The organism is Cypionkella sp. TWP1-2-1b2, assembly GCF_049896245.1.
In the GTDB taxonomy this organism is placed as follows: domain Bacteria; phylum Pseudomonadota; class Alphaproteobacteria; order Rhodobacterales; family Rhodobacteraceae; genus Cypionkella.
Genome location: NZ_JAFCTX010000013.1, coordinates 73,152 through 89,803, shown reverse-complemented (window position 1 = coordinate 89,803; position 16,652 = coordinate 73,152). Strand labels below are relative to the sequence as shown.

Below are 16,652 nucleotides of genomic sequence, written 5' to 3'. Positions count from 1 at the left end.
CCTTTCGAGCTTTCATTGCTTACTCTTCTAGTGTCTGTCCCAGAACAGTTCAAAGGAAGATCCCATGAACGCCCGCATTTCGACTAGTCTTCGATTCCTGACGGTATCAGTCGTCGCCGTGGCAGTGCTGGAGGCATCCCTACTTTCGGCGATCGCCGATGTGCAACGCGACGGTCCGGAAAGTCAGGGCAAACCCCTGCCGCAAGACCTCTCGGGCGATGCTAGTCAGGGGCGCGACGTGTTCCGCTTTGAGACATTTGGCAACGAGGGCTTCTGGACCGATGCTGTGAAGCTGCCGGCCGGCATCATGGCGGCGAAGGTGACGCCTATGCAGGCGCTGCGATTGGGATTGCAAATTGATTCAGAGAAAATGGAACCAGCGATGGCGGACCGGCTCACCGAAGACCTTCGCGTCGATCCTAGCGGGAGTTCGTCGAAGCTGCTGAACGATCCGGCGATGACAGAGGCGCTGGTCAAGGCGGGCGCAGTGATCGGCATGTCGCCCAAGAATGGCAAGGTCGGCACAAGCTGCGCGCTTTGCCATACGATGACGGACGCCTCGGTGCTGAAAGTCGCGGAAGGCGGTTCGATCGGCAAGCGCCTCGACGGGCTCGCCAACCACAGCCTCAATCTGGGGAAGATATTTGCAACTGCCGCCAATACGCGGGCGCTTTACACGATAGCGCAGACCCAGCTTGACGCGAATAAGGGCAAGACTCTTGGCCGGGCACCTTCCGGCCTCACGGAAAAGTCGACCGAAGCGGAATTCGACGCCTATTTCAGCAATCCGGAGTTTTATCCCATTGGCATGTTCGACGACACGTTCGACGGCAATGGCAACACGATGCATAACACGCCGCTATTCCGACAAGATCTGGCGGCTCCCTATGGCAGCGAAGGCACGATCACCAAGGTAGAGGATTTCAGCAATCTCGTCTTCACCACGCTCTTCGACCAGACCATGCTGACGACCGAGGGCGGCCGTGCGTTCGTTCACACCCTCGCGGGCGGCGCTGGCGATGAAATGATCGACGACTACGTGAAAATTCTCCAGGAAACCGGCGTCACGGGTTACCCCTATGTCAGCGCAAACGCCCAAATGACCGGCAAGCCCGGCGAGCTGGCGACACCCATCGGCTTTCGCGTGGACGACAAATCGCTTCTCGCATTGACGGCCTATCTCGCGTCTCTTCCGGCCCCCAAAGGAGTAGTCGAGGATCAGGAAGCTGTATCCCGGGGAGGAAATGTGTTTGCGACGGGCGGCTGTACCAGTTGTCACAATTCGGATCAGGGGCGCGCCGTGCCGACAACGCTCCACGACATGGCGAAGATCTTCCCGGGCGACCGACCAGACATTTTGGCTGACCGCAAGCCGCCGCTCAATCCAGTCCTCAACACCGCAGATTCTTTTTTCGACGACAAATGGGCGGTGGTGAATGCTAGTCTGCGCGGCGAAAAGCGTGGCGTTGCGATGCCCCTGCTTCTGGACTTGGCGCGCAAGCCGGTGTTCCTGCATGACGACACGGTGAAAAGTCTACAAGATCTGTTCGACCCCAGCAGGGGAGAGACAACGCCGCACCCCTTCTATGTCAAGGACAGCGGAGATGGAAATGACCTGTCCGCCTATCTGCGCAGCCTGGAGATTGCGGGCAAATAATTGCGATTGTGATATAAAAAACTGTGCCGACGCGATTTCGAGACGTAAAAATAGGACGCCGTCTGTTCCTACAAGCTGCTGCGTTACGACAGACGCCAGATTGTCGAATTCCAGATCCCGGTGAATTTCTGGGGTTGCGTTCGGTATTGGTCCGTACCGCCGATAACAACATGACTCGGACCCGAAGTTGATCGCGGGCACTGGACGGGTGGAACCATTGCCTCCGGTCCCGGTTGCAACGGTGGGTCCGCAAGGTGCGGCCTTGAAACAGGGAATATACTGATGAAAAATCTTTCCGCCTTTCTGTTCGCAACTGCCGCCGCCGGCTTAATGTCCACCCCTTCGTTTGCCGAAGACAAGATGATGGACATGACGACAATGACCTGCGGCGATCTGATGAAGATGGACAAGGATGGCATGATGACGGCGGCTTCGAATGCCGGCATGATGATGCAGTTGGATGCCATGAGCGATGCTGACAAGAAGGCCATGGATGACAAGATGGCGGCCGAAACAGCCGGCATGTCCGACGCCGACAAGAAGTCTCACATGATGATGGCGATGCAAGGCGACATGAAAACCAAAATGGACGCCATGACAGACGACGAGAAGGCGGCTCAGATGAAGATGGACACCGACATGATGACCAAAATGGAAACCGCCTGCAAAGGCAAAGACGACATGATGGTCACCGATGTTATGAAGTCGACGATGTAGCCCGGCACAGTCCGACAAAGCACATCAAATTGCCGAGCCGGAGCAAGGACTGGCTCGGCGTCACTACCAACATGGACGGTGACCTGTGTATAGCTGCCAAAATCGCTGGGGAGGCAGGGTCAATCCGGTGACGCTTGCACCGCGGCGGGCCATAGCTTCGGCCATGAACCCACCGGCGCAGCCAAGGTCCACAACTTTTGCACCTTGCCAAGTAGTGAACTGATCGAAGTAGCGGAGCCTCGCTGGCACCATGTTTTCAAGGTTCGGACCCAACGCAAATCGTCGGTCCACCAACGCTTCGCTGCGGTGTTGTAGATTGTCTGATTATTTCGGTGTCTGGTCATTATTTCCACCTGCAAGGGGGATCATGTACGGCACCCGCGACTTATAGGCGCGAAACCGGTCACCGCGGATTGCTACAAACCGCGCCTCTTTTCGGCGCGGCGCAAACAGACAATAGACTGTAAAAGTGACGGCCAGTATCAGTTCATCAGGTGTCCAAACTGGAACAGTCCACAGCGTAAAAGCAAAAGCCATATAAATCGGTTGGCGGATAGTTCGGAACAAGCCATCCTGTAGCATGTCGGGAAACCGCACTGGGATGTTTTGTAAAAACGACATTCAGCCCAAGGCCCCGGTCTGCAGCTCCATTCCGGCGTCAATGATGGCTTTCAGCAACAAAAGGCAAGCGGCAGCACAGGCCATACAGATCATCACGAAAACAACGCCCTACCCCTGCCACCAGATATTGCCTGAGGGAGTCCACAACACGAACAGAGCTATCAACTGGACCGACGCGATGGCGGCGTAGGTCGTTGTGGACAGCGTTTGGCCATGCGGGCCCCGAATCATGCGGGAAAGCCGACGCCCATTAGGACTCATGTCTTGACCATCAAAAATTTGCGCCCGGAGTAAACCCCTCTGGGCGCTTTCGTATTTGCCCATCCCCCTTGGCATGGTTCCTCCCCGCCCGGTTTGTATGCGGGGGGGCGCAACGCGGCATTTCGCTAGCGACTGGCTTTTTCACCGGGGAATCCAGGCGGAAGCCACTTGCCGGGTGATGTTGGAAAAAGCGACTCATTATCAAAGGCTTGCAGAATCACGACCTTGGCGTGCTGGATTCTTTTGCGGAATCCAAGGAATCCAGTTTGCGGAAGCCACCTCGCCGGAAGCCACCTGCCGGGAAGCCATTGAATCCGCGTGCATTTTACGTTTGACAAAGCTGCCCCTCTTGACCTACCCCTTGAACATCGAAGAATTGCGCCCGGAGGATAACCCTCTCGGGCGCTTTCGTTTTCCTCACATCGCGGATCCCGTTTCTGTCGTTGGCATTGCCCAGCGCGCATCGGCATGTCCGCCTGCCCTAAATGAGAATCGCCGATGGACCTGGTCTTTGCGCCGAGCCAGATTGAAACCTGGCCGATCGACAGGCTGCGCCCGTATGCGCGCAATGCCAAGATCCACGGCACGGACCAGGTCGCCAAGATCGCCGCCAGCATGGCGAAGTTCGGCTGGACCGTGCCCTGCATGGTGGCCGACGATGGCGAGTTGATTGCCGGGCATGGCCGGGTGTTGGCCGCTGCCATGCTGGGGCTGAAGGACGTACCGGTGATCCGGCTCAGCCACCTCGACGAAGCCGAGCGCAGAGCTTACCGGATCGCCGACAACAAGCTAACCGAACTGGGCGAGTGGGACGAAGCGATGCTGCGCGACGAGATCGCGGGGCTGCTGGCCGAGGATTTCGACCTATCGCTGCTGGGGATCACCGACGAGGATCTGGATGCCCTGCTGCGCGACCCGGATCAGGGCGAAGGCGGTGCCGTCGAGGGTGAGGATGACATTTTCGAACCGCCGGTCACGCCGGTGTCCATTGCGGGCGACCTCTGGCAACTCGGGTCGCACCGGCTGATCTGCGGCGACAGCACTTCCGCCGATGTGGTCGGGCGGCTGTTGGGCGATGTGAAACCGCTCTTGATGGTCACCGATCCGCCCTATGGTGTGCAATACGATCCCTCTTGGCGCAACCAAGCAGGTGCGGCCAAGACCAAACGCACCGGCAAGGTGCTGAACGACGACCGGGCGGATTGGCGGGAAGCGTGGGCGTTGTTCCCCGGCGACGCGGCCTATGTCTGGCATGGCGCGCTGCATGCCACGACCGTGGCCGAGAGCCTGTTGACGGCAGGTTTCGCCGTCCGGTCGCAGATCATCTGGGCCAAGGACCGGCTGGTTCTTAGCCGCGGCGACTACCATTGGCAGCATGAGCCCTGCTGGTACGCCGTCAAGAAGACCGGCAAGGGCCATTGGGCGGGCGACCGCAAGCAGACCACACTTTGGCATATCTCCGGAAAAGATCAGGACGCCGCCACGGTCCACGGCACTCAAAAGCCAGTCGAGTGCATGCGCCGTCCGATGCTCAACAATTCCAGCGCGGGTCAGGCGGTGTATGAACCCTTCATGGGATCGGGCACCACGCTGATCGCAGCGGAAACGACCGGGCGGGTGTGCTTTGGGATCGAGTTGAACCCGGCCTATGTCGACGTTGCCATCGAGCGCTGGCAGCAGTTCAGCGGCGCAAATGCCGTGCTGGCCGACACCGGCGAGACATTTGCTGACCTGAAGGCAAAGAGACTCGCGGCATAAACGCGCCGATCCTGCCGGGCCGGATTGAACTTTGGCCGTGGGCCCGACTGAAACCATCGCTGTTAGAATTGATGATCGGCGCGCATCAGTTCGAGCGTGGTCGCGCGAACCTTTTCGGGTTTGGCTTTCGAGCTTGGGGCAACGCCCTCGTGTTCCTTGGCCTCAATGATCAGCATCGCCAAGTAGCTGTCGCTTTCGGGCCATGCACGATGCCATTGTGCTTTGTAAGCATCGCGCGCTTTTCTGAGCGTGGTAGGGCCAATGATCTGGATGGGGAGTTTCGTCGGACGCTGGAATCGTTCAGAAGTCATGTCGTCCCCCTCATCCGACCAGATGGTAGACGCGACCGCGATCCCCCACCTTTTTCGAGGTGATGATCAAGCCGAGCTTCTTCTTCAGCGCCCCGGACATTGACCCTCGCACCGTGTGGGCCAACCAGCCGGTCGCACTGGCGATCTCTTCGATGGTGGCACCTTCGGGGGCCTGCAGCATGGCGACGAGCGTCGCCTGCTTCGTGCCCTTGCGCTGGGTCGGAGGCTTTGCTTCCGCTGTTTCTGCCGCATTTTGGCAGATGGCGGCCGTCGTCTGCGCCGCCACCGGTTCGATCCCAATGACAAGCAAGCCCGCGTCAGTCACCACCAGCGTCGTGCCGTGGCCATCGCCGGTCTCGCGCCAGAGCGGTTCGCCGCGCCGCAAGTTGGCATCGACTTCCTGCAGCCAGCCGTGTTCGATCATCTTAGTGACGGCCATCTTCGCCGCCGCCCCGGCCAGCCCCTTGGGCAGCGGCAAGGCGATGTTGTCGGGGCGCTGGGCTCCGGCGCTGAGGACGATGGTCTGGGTTTCGGTTAGTTTCGTCATGGTCGGTTCCACTTACTGGTCGTGCGTGGCAAAGAAGGCGGTGATGCGCGACATCAGGTCGTTGTGGCCGTCGGCATCCGTGCCGATGATCACGTCGCCATCGTCGTCGCGTTCCAGATCGGCGATCTCGCGCAGCAGGGCGATGGCGTCATCGCAGGCGGCGAGGCGCTCGGCCTCCCATGCGGCGGTGAGGGCATCCTGTTCCATCTGGTAGCGCTGGGCGGGATCAAGCGGCATGTTCGCCCTCGCTGAAGGCGCTGTCGGTGATCTGGCGCAGCAGGCTGGAATAGTGGTTCAGGGTGCCGACATCGCCCCAGTTGATGTCGTCGGGCTGGGTGTCGAAGTGGTCGTCACTGAGGGCCTTCAGCCGCTCCAGCATCGCGTCGATCTCGATCTTCGCGGCGAGGAAAGCGTTCAGGGCTTTGGAATTATCGGTGGTGCGGCGGGTGTTCATGGCGGCGCTCCTGTTCAGCGGGTTGCGGCTTGGCCAGCGGCGAAGGCCGCTTCCAGTGCGGCGCGGATCGACCAGACCGCGACATCGCGAAAGTCGAGGCCGTCGCTGTTGCGGGTTTCCAGAGTCTCCAGGCGGAAATGTTTGGCGGCAATCTCCAGCAACAGGGCTTCGCTGGGGGCTTTGGCGGTGGCGGCAGTCTTGGCAGTCATGGCGTGGTCTCCGGGGGTGAGTTGCATCGCTTTCCTGCAACCAGAATCGCTCTTGTCCGGAGTGTAATCAACTGAATAACAAGGAATAACATTGCTTTAGGTGGGATTTCGGACCGAATGAACGGGATGAGCGAGCGAGAATATTCCGGCCATTCCGGCCTCTCGCGTGGGGCGATACAGAAGGCCCGCAAGGCCGGGCGGCTGGTGGTTTACGGCGATGGGTCGATCAATGCGGCCGCGTCAGATGCGCGGCGATCAGAGATGACCGATCCCGATCAACAGCGCCGCAGCACCGGCGGCGACAGCGGCTTTTCCGGACCCGCCGACAGTTCTTCGTACCTCAAGGCTCGGACCGCCCTGACCGTTTACCAAGCGCAGGAACGCCAGTTGGCGATCCAGAAGAAGAAGGGCACGCTGGTCGACCGGGCACGGGCCGAGGCGCTGGTATTCCGCCTGGCGCGGCAGGAACGGGACGTCTGGGTGACATGGCCCGCCCGGGTGGCGGCGCTGATGGCGGCCGAAGTGGCAGCGGAGGTGGAAAAACAAACCGACAAACCGGTACGACCGGAGCGACCGGTGATGATCGAGGCCGCGATCCTGCAGAGGGTGCTGGAAACCCATGTCAGAGAACAGCTCGCAGCCCTCGCCGACCTCCGAGTCTTCTTGGGGTGATGACGATGATCTGACTGCCGACCTCGACCTTGGCTTTGACGGCGGGGAAGACATCCTGCGCACCTGGCGCCGGGGCATGCGGCCCGACCCGGACCTGACGGTGTCCGAATGGGCGGACCAGCACCGCTGGCTGTCGTCCTGTGCCAGCGCGGAGCCCGGACGCTACCGCACAGCCCGGACGCCCTATCTACGCGAGATCATGGATGCGCTGTCGCCGCGCCATCCGGCCCAGCGCATCTCGTTCATGAAAGCTGCGCAGGTTGGGGCAACCGAGGCGGGCAACAACTGGATCGGTTTTGTCATCCACCATGCGCCGGGGCCGATGCTTGCCGTCCTGCCAACGGTGGAGATGGCCAAGCGCACCTCGCGCGGGCGGCTTGATCCGCTGATTGCAGACAGCCCAGCGCTGCGCGAACGGGTCAATCCGGCCCGCTCGCGGGATGCTGGCAACTCGATGCTATCGAAGGAATTCCCGGGCGGCATCCTGGTGCTGACCGGGGCGAATTCTGCCACCGGCCTGCGCTCGATGCCCGCGCGCTACATCTTTCTGGACGAGGTTGACGCCTATCCGGCTTCCGCCGACGAGGAAGGCGACCCGGTCACATTGGCCGAAGCACGAACGACGACCTTCTCGCACCGTCGCAAAGTGTTCATGGTCTCAACCCCCACAATCCGGGGCCTGAGCCGGATCGAGCGGGAATTCGAGGCCAGTGACCAGCGGCGGTATTTTGTGCCCTGCCCGCATTGCGGAGCGATGCAGTGGCTGCAGTTTGAGCGCCTGCGCTGGGCGAAGGGCCAACCGGAAACGGCAGCTTACGCTTGCGAAAGCTGCGAGAAACCCATCGCCGAGCATCACAAGACAGCGATGCTCGGGCAGGGCGAATGGCGACCGACGGCAGTTTCCGTCGATCCGCATTCCATCGGCTTTCACATTTCAGCGCTCTATTCGCCAATGGGCTGGAAGAGCTGGGCGCAGATCGCACGGGACTGGCTGGCCGCCCAAGGCTCCGACGAGATGCTGCGCGCCGCACGCAATACCCTGCTCGGCGAGACATGGGTCGAATCTGGCGATGCGCCGGAATGGCAACGACTGGCGGATCGCCGCGAGGTCTTTGCCGCGACCGTGCCGCATCTCGGCTTGTTTCTGACCGCCGGGGCGGACGTGCAGAAGGATCGCATCGAAGTTGACGTCTGGGCCTGGGGGCGCGGTCTGGAAAGTTGGCTTGTCGAGCACATCGTCATTCCGGGCGGACCGGAGGATCCCGCAGCATGGGACAAGTTGACGGCTTTGCTGGGGCGGACATGGGCGCATGAAAGCGGCGCGGTGATGCAACTGTCCAAACTTGCCATCGACACCGGTTACGAGGCCCCGGCAGTTTACGCCTGGTCGCGCGCTGCCGGTTACGCACAGGTCACGCCGATCAAGGGCGTGGAGAGCTTCAACCGCTCGACGCCGGTGTCGGGGCCGACCTTTGTCGACGCCACCATCGGCGGCAAGCGGTTGCGCCGGGGCGCGCGGCTCTGGACCATCGCGGTTTCGACTTTCAAGGCAGAAACCTACCGCTTCCTGCGCCTTGAACGCTCAAGTGATGAAGATAGGGCGCTGGGCGTTTGCGATCCGGCTGGCACGATGCACCTGCCCAACTGGGCCGATACCGAATGGCTGAAGCAGCTGGTTGCCGAGCAAATGGTCACGGTGCGCAACAAGCGCGGCTTTGGCCATCAGGAATGGCAGAAAATGCGGGAACGGAACGAGGCCTTGGACTGCCGGGTCTATGCAAGGGCGGCAGCTTGGATCCTCGGCGCCGACCGCTGGGACGAGGCCACTTGGCGGTCGCTGGAAGGCCAAGCTGGCGTGGAAACCAAAGAACAGGTTGTCGCCGTGGTGGTGGAACCAACTGCGCCCACCGCCGGAACCGTGCTGACACCGCGCCGCCGCCGCTCGGGCGCGGTGACCCCGAAATACATGAGGTAGCGACAATGACTCTGGCAGAAATGCAGGCGCTGCTCAGCGCCCTCCTTGGCATGCGCTTTGGGGGCGTGCGGTCGATCACCTATGATGGGCGGCAGATCAGCTACGGCTCGGACGCCGAACTTGCGACCGCGATCTTCGACCTGGAACGGCGCATCGCGGCCGCCGACACCACCGTCACACGCTCGCGGGTGTCGCGGCCCTTCGCTTCGAAGGATCTGTGATCATGGCGCAAGCGAACTGGCGAAACCGCCTCGGCGCTTGGGTCGGCGGCTTCGGGGTGCCGGGCGGGTTTGACGCCACCTCGGGGCAGCGCAGGTTGAAGGGCTTTGTCACGTCGCGTGCCCATGTGAACGCGCTGATCGCTGCTTCCGGGCCAGAGATGAATGCCCGGGCGCGCTGGCTGGTCCGGAACAATGGCTATGCCGCCAACGCGATTGAGTCGTGGGCGGCGAATACGGTTGGCGATGGGATCAGCCCGAATTCCAGCATTTCCCAAGCCTCGCGAAAAGACGCGGTGCAACGGTTGTGGCTGGCCTGGACCGACGATGCCGATGCCGAGGGGCTGACGGATTTCTATGGGTTACAGCGCCGCGCAGCCCGCGAGGTGTTCATGACGGGTGAGGTGTTCCTGCGCTTCAGGCCGCGCCGCCCTGAGGATGGATTGGTGGTGCCGCTCCAGGTGCAAATGCTGCCGTCCGAGATGTTGCCGCTGGCGCACAATTCCATCGACGGCAACGGCAATGTCATCCGCCAGGGCATCGAGTTTGACCGGGTTGGACGGCGGGTGGCGTTTCACTTCCTGCGCCGCCATCCCGGAGACAGCACCGATCCCGGCCTATCCGGCGAGACGGTCCGCGTTCCGGCTTCCGAAGTGCTGCATATGATCGACCCGGTGGAGGCCGGGCAGTTGCGCGGTGTGTCGCGTTTCGCGCCCGCCATCGTGAAGCTGTTTCTGCTCGATCAGTACGACGACGCCGAACTCGACCGTAAGAAGGTCGCGGCGATGTATGCGATGTTCGTGACCTCGCCTGCCCCGGATAACCCGCTGGCCCCGCCCGACGAGGAATATGAGGTGGCGCCCGGCCAAGTGGTCCGTCTAGACCCGGGTGAGGATGTGACCGTGAGCGCCCCCGCCGATTCCGGCGCGACCTATGAGCCATTCCAATACCGCACCCTGCTGCAAATCTCAGCCGCGCTGGGCATTCCTTACGGGTACCTCAGCAACGACGGTGCCAAGGGCAACTTCTCCAACTCGCGGCTGTCGCTGATCGAGTTCCGCCGCAGGGTTTCGGCCTGGCAGCATTCGGTGATGGTGTTCCAGATGTGCCGCCCGGTCTGGGCAAGGTTCATGGACACTGCTGTTTTAGCCGGTGCGCTGCGCCTGCCCGGTTATGACCGCCGCCGCGCCGAATATCTCGCCTGCAACTGGCTGCCGACCAAGTGGGATTGGGTCGACCCACTGAAGGACGCGAATGCCGAGATTGCCCAGATCGAAGCCGGGCTGAAATCCCGCACTCAAGCCATCGCCGAGCGCGGCTATGACGCCGAGCAGGTCGACGCGGAAATCGCCCGCGAACGCGATCGGGAGCGCAGGCTGGGCCTCGACTTCCGCCGTCCGGGATCCCCGGCGCAGGCACCGGGCGGGGGTGATCAAAATGCTGACGACGAGAACGTGACCAAACAGGATGCGTCGGATCCCGACCAGAACCAAGATGTCGCCCCGCAGGAGTGATCCGGATGTTTCACGCGCAGATTGCCCAGCGGGCGTTCAACACTCCGCTGCTGGTCGAACCGTCCAAGGCCATGGCGTTTCTGTCCGGTCTTGGACCACGCATCACCGGGCGGCAATTGCGGCTGGCTGGGCTGGAGGTCGCGCCCGAGGACGTGGTGCTTGCCACCGCGCACGCCCGCGCCGGGATCCTGACCAACGGTGTGGCGGAAGATTACCGACGCGAGGGCCAGCCGCCGTTCGCAATCGTCGATGGCATTGCGGTGATCGAAGTGTCCGGTGTGCTGGTGCATCGCGGGGCGTGGATCGGGCAATCCTCCGGGCAGACCTCCTATGAGGGCATCGCCGCGCAACTCGGCGTTGCGGCCTCGGACCCTGCGGTGCGCGGTGTCGCCCTGGAGATCGACAGCTTCGGCGGCGAAGTCGCGGGCGTGTTCGATCTGGCGGACGCCATTCGGGCGGCACGGTCTACAAAGCCCATCTGGGCCTTTGTCGCCGAACATGCCTTCTCTGCGGGCTATGCGCTGGCATCGCAGGCCGACCGGATCATCCTGCCGCGCACCGGTGCTGTCGGCAGCATCGGCGTGGTGGTGATGCACGCCGATCTGAGTGGCCGACTGTCGGATGCGGGCGTCACTGTCACGTTGATCCATTCTGGCGCACACAAGGTCGACGGCAATCCCTATGCGCCGCTGCCGGACCCGGTGCGTGCCCGCATCCAAAGCGAAATCGACGGCATCCGGTCGCTCTTCGCCCAGACCGTCGCAGCCGGGCGCGGCCGCAGTTTGACCGCTGAAGCCGCGCTGGCCACCGAAGCGGAATGCTATCGCGGCGCGGGTGCCGTGGCGGCCGGGCTGGCCGACGAAGTTTCCGACCCGGCATCTGCCTTTGCCGCCTTCGCCGCTGCCGTGAATGGGCGCGGCACCATCCGAAACGCTAATCCTGCCCGCCCCTCACAAACCCAACTTTCCAAGGAGTTGACCATGAATCCCAACGCAACCACCACGACCGAAGTCCCCGCCGCAGATCAAACCGAAGACCAAGCAGAACCCGCACCCGTCGAGCCGTCGCCAGCCACAGCAGCTCCGCCCACACCTGTTCCGACCGAGGCCGCGACTGCCGTAGCCCTTGTGCGCGCCGAGGCAGCCGAACTGGCCACCGTTGGCGCGCAGGCGGCGCGGTTGGGCGTCGACATCGATGTGGCAGAGGCGGTGCAAAAGGGCATCAGGCCCGACGCCCTGCGTGCCTCCGTCCTGAACCAGCTGGCCGCGCGCAGCGATGCGGCCGCCATTGCCGTGGTGCCGCCGCCCAAATCCGCCGCGCCAGAAAGCCCGCTCTTGGCCGCCGTCAAACGTGCCGCCAGCTCTGGAAAATCCGCCTGACGCCCCTCCAACCCGAAAGGATCTGAACCATGCCCACCCTCACACAGGCACCATCGCAAGGCGATGTCGTCAAATTCCAGATCGACCCGAACTACACCAACGAGGCGATCACTCTGCTCCTCGGCACGAACTACAAATCCGGGTCCGTGCTCGGAAAGATCACTGCCAGCGGCAAATACAAGCTGGCGACCGCTGCCGGGGCCGATGGCGCGCAAATCGCCGCCGCCGTTCTGTTGAACCCGGTCGATGCAACCCTCGCCGATGCCACCGGCCTCATTCTGGCGCGGGGCCCGGCCATCGTGTCCAAAGCCGCGCTGGTGTTTGACGTCTCGGTCAACACCGTCCCGCTGACCGCCACCAAATATGCCGAGCTGACCACCGTCGGCATCGTGCCGCGCACCAGCGCCTGATCAGCAAAGCCTGTCCAACGTCGACGCCGGACTTGCCCGTCGCAGCGCCCGATCTCACCCCAAAACCCCCGGAGAAAACCATGAACGCCATCATTCGCAACCCGTTCGATGCGGGCGGCTATTCGCTTGCCGAAATGACCCAAGCCATCAATATCCTGCCCAACCTTTACACCCGTCTGGGCGAGATCGGCCTCTTCAGCTTCGAAGGCATCACCCAGCGGTCGGTGATCATCGAGCAGTTCGATGGGGCCCTGAACGTCCTGCCATCGGTCCCCTTGGGCGCACCGGCCACTGTCGCCACGCGGCAAGGTCGCTCGATGCGGTCATTTGGTCTGCCGTGGATCCCGCATGACGATGTGATCCTCGCCTCAGATATCCAAGGCGTGCCCGCCTTTGGTGGCAGCGAGAATGAGCAGCTGGCCACGGTGATGATGCGCAAGCTGACCCTGATGCGGAGGAAACATGCGCAGACCCGCGAATATATGGAGATGAACGCGTTGCGCGGTATCGTGAAAGACGGCGCAGGGACCACGCTTTACAACTACTTCACCGAATTTGGCCTCGCGCAAATCTCAGTCGATTTCCTGCTCGGCACCGCCACCACCATCGTGCAGGCCAAGGTCCGCGATGCGATCCGGGCGGTGGAAGACAACCTCTTGGGCGAGTCGATGATCAGTGTCTACGCGCTGGTAAGCCCAGAGTTTTTCGACAAGCTGATCGACCATTCGCTGACGCAGGAGGCCTACAAGTTCTACTCCGCCACGGGCGCGCAGCCCTTGCGCCAGGACGTTCGGCGGTCTTTCCCCTTCGCGGGGATCCTGTTCGAAGAATATCGTGGGACAGTCACCCTCTCGACCGGCGTGGCAGAACGGCTGATCCCGGCAGGCGAGGGCATCGCGTTCCCGATTGGCACCATCGACACCTTCACCACCTACGGCGGCCCGGCCAACCAGATCAGCCTGGCCAACACCATCGGCCTTCCGCTTTATGCCCGACAGCTGATGGACGACAAGGATCGATGGATTAACATTCTGACCGAAGCCTCGATCCTGCCGGTCAACAAGCGGCCGCGCACCGCGATCCGCCTCTTCAGTTCCAACTGATCGGGGCAGTGACATGAACGCCTTCGCCACCGCCATGAATGTGATCTTCGCCGATGCCAACATGGCGGTGGACGCCCTTTGGTTTGTGGGCGCGACAGGCCCGGGGGTTGCCGTCCGGGTCATCCGGAAATCGCCCGACGAGATTACGCCCTTCAGCGCTGGGCGGATATTGTCGGAAACCACGCAGTTGGATGTGCGCGTCGCCGACATGCCCACCCCAGCGCCGGGTGATCTGATCCGGATCGGCGCAGAGGATTTTCTGGTTCAGGGCGAACCCAAAGCCGATCGCGAACGCCTGATCTGGACGCTGAACACGAGGAAGCCATGAAACTGAACATCAGCTTCAGCCCCGACCTCGTGGTCCTGATGCGGGCCGAGGTGGCGGCGGGGCAAAAGGCGGTCTCAACCACCATGACCCAAGCGGGCGCCAGCCTCAAATCGGCCTGGCGGGCGCAGATCACAGGCGCGGGCCTCGGCCAGCGGCTGGCCAACACGATCCGGTCGCAAACCTATCCCAAGGGCCGCAACAGCCTCGACGCTGCAGCCCTCGTCTGGTCAAACGCACCGGTGATCATCGGGGCACATGACACTGGGCCGCTGATCCGCTCGGGCAACGGCTTCTGGCTGGCAATCCCGCTGCCCGCCGCTGGCAAGGCGATGGGTGGCAAACGCATCACTCCGGGCATGTGGGAGCAAAAGACCGGCCTGCGCCTACGCTTTGTCTACCGCAGCCGGGGTCCGAGCCTGCTGGTTGCCGATGCAGTGCGGCTGAACACGCGCGGTCAGGCGGCAGTCTCCAAGTCGAAAACCGGACGCGGTCAGGTGACAGCACCGATCTTCCTGCTGGTGCGGCAGGTCAAACTGCCGAAACGGCTGGAGCTGGCAAGGGATGCCGAACGGGCACTGGCCGCGATTCCGGGCAGCATCGTGCGCAATTGGGTCGACGACAAACTGCGATAACTTTGGCCTATTTGTGTCGCCAGACCTTCACGGAGGAAATCAGCAGTATTGCGGCCAGCGCAGGCAACAAAATCGTGCTGGGGACAATTCCAAGCAGTCTTCCCCCGATAAAGGTACCGAGAACGGACCCAGCCGCCATCGTAAACAGAAAGGTCCGATTTTTGCCCAACACGGCGAAGCTCTGGTCCCGGCTGTAGCGCGCAAAGGCAACCAGCATTGTTGGAAGGCTGACCGCCAGCGAGAGCGACCCGGCCAACTTGATATCGGCACCGAACAACAGGACCAGCGTCGGGATCAGCAACTCGCCTCCGGCGACGCCCGTTAGCGACGCAACAACTCCAATCCCGAAGCCCGCAAAAACCCCGGCGATCATCTGCGACGTTCCCGAAAGCAGACTGCCCGTCGAGGTCGCGTCGTGGCCGAACAACAAGACGAAAGCGATCATGACCAACAAGACGGAGAGCACCTTGTAAAGTGTTTCAGATTTCAGCCGAGTGGCCCACCCGGCACCAAACCAGGCACCAACCAAACTTCCTGCTAAAAGGTTCAAGATGATGGGCCAATGGGCAGCGACTTCACTGAAAGGGACGGTCCCGGCTCGGAATGGCAACGCGGTGGCCACCACGACAAGGCTCATTGCCTTGTTCAGGATCACTGCTTCAAGGGCCGCGAACCTGAACATGCCGATCAGGAGCGGCAGTCTGAACTCCGCGCCACCAAGACCGATCATGCCCCCAAGGCAGCCAATGATTGCTCCACCGCCAAAGGCGGCTGGAAGGCTTCGTTGAATCGGGGCGGGGTCGATCTTGGTCATCGCAGATATGTACGACTGAACACTTCGCAAATGCCAGCCAGAACGCGTTTTTGACGCCCCCCAAAAGGTCCAGCCAATCATGCCTAGCAAACGCGAACTAGTCGTTGCCGCCCTGCATGCGCGGTTGCAGTCCCTTGCCGCCCCAGTGCTGCGCGGTGATGTGCTGCCCGAGCGCATTCCATCAACTGGCCTGATCATCCTGCGCGACGGCAAGCCGGGCGAGCCGGAGGTGACACTTTCGCCACTGACATACTTCTACGAGCACCGGGCCGAGCTGGAAGTGGTGATCCAAGCGGGCGTCGAGCGCGATGCCCTGTTTGATGCGCTGACATCGGATATTGGCGCGGCACTCGCGACTGATCGGACGCTGGGCGGGCTATGCGATTGGGTCGAGGCGGAAGCGCCTGAGCCGGTCGATCTGCCCATTGAAGGGGCTGCTGCGCTGAAAGCTGCCGCGATCACCGTCGTGCTGTGTTACGCCACCACCGACCCACTGATCTGATTTCCCTCATAAAAGGACACTGACATGGCACGCGCACAAGGAGCGCGGGCGCAGATGGCGCTTGCGTTCGAGACGGTCTACGGCACCCCGCCGGGGTCCGGTTTTACCCAGATGCCCTTCATCACCAGCTCATTGGCGGCCGAGCAGCCACTGCTGCCGTCGGAACTGCTGGGCTATGGCCGCGATCCCCGCGCGCCCTTGCTGGATGCGATCACCACCGACGGCGACGTAGAGGTGCCGATTGATGCAGTCGGGTTCGGCTTCTGGCTGAAGGCAGCATTTGGCGCACCCACCACGGCAGGCACGGTGGCCGCAACTGGTTCGATCACCTTCTCGGTCCAACCCACCGTCAACAGCACGCTGACGATCAACGGCACGGTGTTTTCCTTCGTGGCCTCTGGCGCTGTCGGCAACCAGGTCAATATCGGCGCCAACCTGGCGGCGACCTTGACCGCACTGGCCGTGGTGCTGAACGCCAGCGTCGTCTCCGGGGTGGCACTTGCGACCTATATCGGCACGGCGACCGCACTGAACATCGCGTTCGATGTCCTCGGCAGCACCGGGAACACC

The 16,652-nt window shown here is 62.2% G+C and carries 20 protein-coding genes and 1 pseudogene; 14 read left to right on the top strand and 7 right to left on the bottom strand.

Annotated features, from left to right (window positions below; translation table 11 throughout):
- The first annotated feature begins 64 nt into the window (after nt 1-64).
- The gene (locus tag ACP7AP_RS10860; protein WP_426034220.1) at nt 65-1,657 is read left to right on the top strand and encodes a hypothetical protein; all 1,593 of its coding nucleotides are present in this window, start codon (nt 65-67) and stop codon (nt 1,655-1,657) included.
- Between the two features lie 282 nt (nt 1,658-1,939).
- Nucleotides 1,940-2,374 carry an HdeA/HdeB family chaperone gene (locus ACP7AP_RS10855; protein WP_426034219.1) on the top strand — a complete coding sequence of 145 codons (435 nt, stop codon included), beginning with the start codon at nt 1,940-1,942 and terminating at the stop codon, nt 2,372-2,374.
- A 324-nt stretch (nt 2,375-2,698) separates the two neighbouring features.
- Here the strand turns inward: ACP7AP_RS10855 and ACP7AP_RS10850 are convergent, their stop codons facing one another.
- A complete protein-coding gene (locus ACP7AP_RS10850) occupies nt 2,699-2,995 on the bottom strand; it encodes a methyltransferase family protein (protein ID WP_426034218.1) in 297 nt (98 codons plus the stop codon).
- A 759-nt stretch (nt 2,996-3,754) separates the two neighbouring features.
- On the opposite strand from ACP7AP_RS10850, the gene ACP7AP_RS10845 reads away from it, so the two are divergent.
- On the top strand, nt 3,755-5,014 hold the full coding sequence (locus ACP7AP_RS10845; RefSeq protein WP_426034217.1) for a site-specific DNA-methyltransferase: 1,260 nt from the start codon (nt 3,755-3,757) through the stop codon (nt 5,012-5,014).
- Nucleotides 5,015-5,076: 62 nt separating this feature from the next.
- Here the strand turns inward: ACP7AP_RS10845 and ACP7AP_RS10840 are convergent, their stop codons facing one another.
- Genes ACP7AP_RS10840 through ACP7AP_RS10820 form a run of 5 tightly spaced genes read right to left on the bottom strand, consistent with a single transcriptional unit; the run spans nt 5,077 to nt 6,535 of the window.
- Nucleotides 5,077-5,325: a hypothetical protein gene (locus ACP7AP_RS10840; protein WP_426034216.1), complete on the bottom strand. Its 249-nt coding sequence runs from the start codon at nt 5,323-5,325 to the stop codon at nt 5,077-5,079.
- Nucleotides 5,326-5,335: 10 nt separating this feature from the next.
- On the bottom strand, nt 5,336-5,872 hold the full coding sequence (locus ACP7AP_RS10835; RefSeq protein ID WP_426034215.1) for a DUF3489 domain-containing protein: 537 nt from the start codon (nt 5,870-5,872) through the stop codon (nt 5,336-5,338).
- Between the two features lie 12 nt (nt 5,873-5,884).
- The gene (locus ACP7AP_RS10830; RefSeq protein WP_426034214.1) at nt 5,885-6,109 is read right to left on the bottom strand and encodes a hypothetical protein; all 225 of its coding nucleotides are present in this window, start codon (nt 6,107-6,109) and stop codon (nt 5,885-5,887) included.
- Complete coding sequence (locus tag ACP7AP_RS10825) at nt 6,099-6,326, bottom strand: hypothetical protein (RefSeq protein ID WP_426034213.1); 228 nt, start codon at nt 6,324-6,326, stop codon at nt 6,099-6,101. Before ACP7AP_RS10825 ends, ACP7AP_RS10830 begins: the two co-directional genes overlap by 11 nt.
- A 14-nt stretch (nt 6,327-6,340) precedes the next feature.
- On the bottom strand, nt 6,341-6,535 hold the full coding sequence (locus tag ACP7AP_RS10820; RefSeq protein WP_426034212.1) for a DUF6900 domain-containing protein: 195 nt from the start codon (nt 6,533-6,535) through the stop codon (nt 6,341-6,343).
- Nucleotides 6,536-6,652: 117 nt separating this feature from the next.
- On the opposite strand from ACP7AP_RS10820, the gene ACP7AP_RS10815 reads away from it, so the two are divergent.
- The 9 genes from ACP7AP_RS10815 (at nt 6,653) to ACP7AP_RS10775 (ending at nt 14,766) form a co-directional block, all read left to right on the top strand.
- Nucleotides 6,653-7,207: a hypothetical protein gene (locus ACP7AP_RS10815; RefSeq protein WP_426034211.1), complete on the top strand. Its 555-nt coding sequence runs from the start codon at nt 6,653-6,655 to the stop codon at nt 7,205-7,207.
- On the top strand, nt 7,155-9,182 hold the full coding sequence (locus ACP7AP_RS10810) for a phage terminase large subunit family protein (protein WP_426034210.1): 2,028 nt from the start codon (nt 7,155-7,157) through the stop codon (nt 9,180-9,182). The genes ACP7AP_RS10815 and ACP7AP_RS10810 overlap by 53 nt, the downstream gene beginning before the upstream one ends.
- 5 nt (nt 9,183-9,187) lie before the next feature.
- Nucleotides 9,188-9,403 carry a phage head-tail joining protein gene (locus ACP7AP_RS10805; protein ID WP_426034209.1) on the top strand — a complete coding sequence of 72 codons (216 nt, stop codon included), beginning with the start codon at nt 9,188-9,190 and terminating at the stop codon, nt 9,401-9,403.
- Nucleotides 9,404-9,405: 2 nt separating this feature from the next.
- Nucleotides 9,406-10,914, top strand: a complete 1,509-nt coding sequence (locus ACP7AP_RS10800) for a phage portal protein (protein WP_426034208.1) — start codon at nt 9,406-9,408, stop codon at nt 10,912-10,914.
- Nucleotides 10,915-10,919: 5 nt separating this feature from the next.
- Nucleotides 10,920-12,293, top strand: coding sequence for a S49 family peptidase (locus tag ACP7AP_RS10795; protein WP_426034207.1), 1,374 nt, complete (start codon nt 10,920-10,922; stop codon nt 12,291-12,293).
- Between the two features lie 29 nt (nt 12,294-12,322).
- Nucleotides 12,323-12,703, top strand: a complete 381-nt coding sequence (locus tag ACP7AP_RS10790; protein ID WP_426034206.1) for a head decoration protein — start codon at nt 12,323-12,325, stop codon at nt 12,701-12,703.
- 80 nt (nt 12,704-12,783) lie between these two features.
- A complete protein-coding gene (locus ACP7AP_RS10785; RefSeq protein ID WP_426034205.1) occupies nt 12,784-13,806 on the top strand; it encodes a major capsid protein in 1,023 nt (340 codons plus the stop codon).
- 13 nt (nt 13,807-13,819) lie between these two features.
- Complete coding sequence (locus tag ACP7AP_RS10780) at nt 13,820-14,134, top strand: head-tail joining protein (protein WP_426034204.1); 315 nt, start codon at nt 13,820-13,822, stop codon at nt 14,132-14,134.
- Nucleotides 14,131-14,766: a DUF6441 family protein gene (locus ACP7AP_RS10775; protein ID WP_426034203.1), complete on the top strand. Its 636-nt coding sequence runs from the start codon at nt 14,131-14,133 to the stop codon at nt 14,764-14,766. The genes ACP7AP_RS10780 and ACP7AP_RS10775 overlap by 4 nt, the downstream gene beginning before the upstream one ends.
- A gap of 7 nt (nt 14,767-14,773) precedes the next feature.
- On the opposite strand, the gene ACP7AP_RS10770 is transcribed toward ACP7AP_RS10775, so the two are convergent.
- The gene (locus ACP7AP_RS10770) at nt 14,774-15,580 is read right to left on the bottom strand and encodes a sulfite exporter TauE/SafE family protein (RefSeq protein ID WP_426034202.1); all 807 of its coding nucleotides are present in this window, start codon (nt 15,578-15,580) and stop codon (nt 14,774-14,776) included.
- Between the two features lie 79 nt (nt 15,581-15,659).
- On the opposite strand from ACP7AP_RS10770, the gene ACP7AP_RS10765 reads away from it, so the two are divergent.
- Both ACP7AP_RS10765 and ACP7AP_RS10760 read left to right on the top strand, forming a co-directional pair.
- Nucleotides 15,660-16,082, top strand: coding sequence for an acyl-CoA transferase (locus ACP7AP_RS10765; protein ID WP_426034201.1), 423 nt, complete (start codon nt 15,660-15,662; stop codon nt 16,080-16,082).
- Between the two features lie 24 nt (nt 16,083-16,106).
- A pseudogene (locus ACP7AP_RS10760) lies at nt 16,107-16,643 on the top strand (phage tail tube protein); the annotation flags it as partial.
- Between the last annotated feature and the right edge of the window lie 9 nt (nt 16,644-16,652).